Genomic DNA, 2,660 nt, shown 5'->3' with positions numbered 1-2,660 from the left:
TAGGAAAGCATGGGGATGAAGGTATGATAGCGAGATATGTAAAAGAACAAGATAAAGAATACCTGCAGCTACACCAAAATCTACAATTGAGTCTATTTTGATTCTGATACCCCGTCCGCTTGCGGCGGGGTAGTTCATTTAGATGTTTTTGAACTAATTTCATCATTCTCCTCAAGGCATTTAATTAAACATTCTGTCTTTCTATTTCGTCGTCTTAATGAGTATAATCGAGCGCAAAATGAGGTAATTATGCTCACGAAGTCTTGCATTAAATCGTCTTTTCTTTCTTCTGCTAGATTCACGACCTCTATATCTCTATTTGTTTGATTTAAAAGAACTTTCAGATAATTAAACCCTACTCTGCTTAAACGATCTTTATGTTCTACGACCATCAAATTATAATCAGTTTGTTCTAGAAGTTTTAATAATAGCTTTCGATGATCATTGACTCCACTTCCTACTTCTTTAACTACTCGAACAATTTGATAGCCTTTCGCAATACAATAAGCTTCCAATCTTTTTGCCTGAGTCTCTAAGTTAGATTGATTTTCTGAACTAGAAACTCGCGCATAAATAGCTACTTTATTTTCACCGCAAAAACGGTCATCTTCAAAAATAATAATTGTTCCTGTAGGAAGACGTTCTCCTTGTAACTGCCCTCGATTCCACATTCTCCAAGCAGTGTCATAACTGATACCTTTTTTCTTAGCATAATCTGATAGTTTTATATGAACTGCAATGTAAACTTGTACTAACCATATTAGCAGTTGTTTGCAGTTATTTGCATATATTTTTTATAAAACTTTACAATACTGCCCCAAATTAGTCTCGGAATTCTCAACTTAACGCCATGAATTTATCTAACCTGATCTTAGTCGCCCTCGGTGCGGGAATTGTTTTCGGTGCGCTGCTCAATGGTTTTTTTCCCGCGCTAATCCTACCTTTAGATGACTATATTCTCGCGCCGGTGGGACAGGTTTTTCTGCGCTTAATTCAATTTGTGGTGGTTCCGATCGTTTTTTCTTCTCTTATTTTAGGATTAACCCGGGTACAGAATGCGGCGCGGATCGGTAGATATTTACTCAGATTGATGACTGGCTATCTGCTAACCAGTACACTTGCTCTGTTAATCGGCATGGCGACGGCGTTGTTATTAAAACCGGGGATAGGTTTAGAGGGATTTGCCACTAATGCCGCCATGACCACCAATACACCAGTATCCTTGAGAGATTGGCTGATCAGCTTGATTCCGGTTAATCCCCTAGAAGCTCTTACCGGGGGCAATCTTTTACAGGTAATCGTGACGGGAGTTTTATTTAGTATCGGCATCGGACTGGCCAAAGAGGGGGCAAAACCTTTTATTCTGTTGATAGACAGTCTTTATCTAATCAGCGAGAGAATCCTATCGGTGATTCTTTATCTAGCACCTGTGGGGGTATTTGCCCTGATTGCTTCGGTTATCGCCACCCAGGGATTAGAATTAGTGGCGAGACTTTTTTTCTATGTTTTTGGTCTGTTTTTGGCCAGTGCCTTGATGATTGGGGTGTATGTTTTGCTCCTTTTTGCCCTCAAAGGAGAACCTCGACGCTTTTTTAGCTCTTTATCGGAATCTTTATCCTTATCTTTCGGTACTGCTAGTTCTAACGCTGCTTTACCCGTGGTTTTGCGGGAAATTCAAGAATACGGTTTACCCGAAGATATCGCCAGTTTCGCTATTCCCTTGGGAACGGTACTAAAACGCGATGGTTCGGCAATTTTACAGGGATTTAATGCTCTTTTTATCGCTCAGGTTTACGGAGTTCCTTTAAGTCCCTCTTTGTTATTAGCGATCGCATTGAGTGGTTTATTGGTTTCTTTTAGTACCCCGGGGGTCCCCGGCAGCGCATTAATTACCATGACTACCGTATTATCAGCAGCGGGTTTACCATTAGAGGGAGTGGCTTTAGTAGCGGGGGTCGATCGCTTGACCGATGGCTTTAAAACCGTATTAAATGTGATCGGTAATACAGTTAATGCCATCCTGCTCAATTACTGGGAATTAGGAGAAAAGGAAAAATCCCTAGAATCAAAAAACTAGCCTCACCGGTTCTTCGGTTTTTGTTATGCAATGGAGGGGGGTTATAAGGGATGAAACCCTTATATATAAAGACATTGCTTCGATTTTTGCCAATTGTTTTCGATCTAGAACGAGCTAATCAATTAAGTCTCTTGCCAGATAAGGATTTAGTCGATTTATGCCACCCGATCAAACCATACCAAGTAACGAAGAACCCAATTTGATAACGCACTCGATAATCACTGATACGGAGACGGTGTTCCTGTTCAGAATTTTTTAATTTAACAATGCCAGAAGGACAGGGTTCTATTTCCAAACCCTTAATTTTTTCAAGAATACGACCTTTCATAGCATTAGGTAAGTTATCAATCTGTTTTTGTACAGATTTAGAGATTTTAATACTATAATCCATTGTGATTTAATCCTTGCTCAAGTATTGTTCAAGGGTCACATAGTCGCCTGATTGATAAGCTTTTACGCATTTAAGTTACATTGACAGCATTACCCTTATTTTTAAGTTTTCTACTCCATTTAATAATCAATCCCCCTTCATTTAAAAGCTGATTGACTACTTTTTCCAGTTCTTCTTTATTTTCAAATTCTC

2 protein-coding genes and 2 pseudogenes are annotated in these 2,660 nt (G+C 39.3%); 2 read left to right on the top strand and 2 right to left on the bottom strand.

Annotation, left to right across the window (positions count from 1 at the left end):
* Nucleotides 1–101, top strand: a pseudogene (locus PX482_RS28125) (IS200/IS605 family transposase); the annotation flags it as partial.
* Nucleotides 102–134: 33 nt separating this feature from the next.
* Here PX482_RS28125 and PX482_RS15395 read toward each other — a convergent pair.
* Complete coding sequence (locus PX482_RS15395; protein ID WP_288122643.1) at nucleotides 135–728, bottom strand: IS607 family transposase; 594 nt, start codon at nucleotides 726–728, stop codon at nucleotides 135–137.
* A gap of 122 nt (nucleotides 729–850) precedes the next feature.
* Between PX482_RS15395 and PX482_RS15390 the strand changes: the two genes are divergently transcribed.
* Complete coding sequence (locus tag PX482_RS15390; protein ID WP_002760505.1) at nucleotides 851–2,077, top strand: dicarboxylate/amino acid:cation symporter; 1,227 nt, start codon at nucleotides 851–853, stop codon at nucleotides 2,075–2,077.
* A 461-nt stretch (nucleotides 2,078–2,538) separates the two neighbouring features.
* Here PX482_RS15390 and PX482_RS15385 read toward each other — a convergent pair.
* Nucleotides 2,539–2,660: pseudogene (locus tag PX482_RS15385) on the bottom strand (IS630 family transposase); the annotation flags it as partial.

Origin of the sequence: Microcystis sp. M53602_WE12 (assembly GCF_030065455.1) — a bacterium.
Classification (GTDB): domain Bacteria; phylum Cyanobacteriota; class Cyanobacteriia; order Cyanobacteriales; family Microcystaceae; genus Microcystis; species Microcystis aeruginosa.
The sequence above is the reverse complement of the archived record's forward strand: the minus strand, read 5'-3'. Positions and strand labels throughout refer to the sequence as shown.

Bases quoted from the DNA above. Each gene is read 5' to 3' on its own strand.
- PX482_RS15390 (WP_002760505.1), top strand. From the start codon at position 851: ATGAATTTATCTAACCTGATCTTAGTCGCCCTCGGTGCGGGAATTGTT.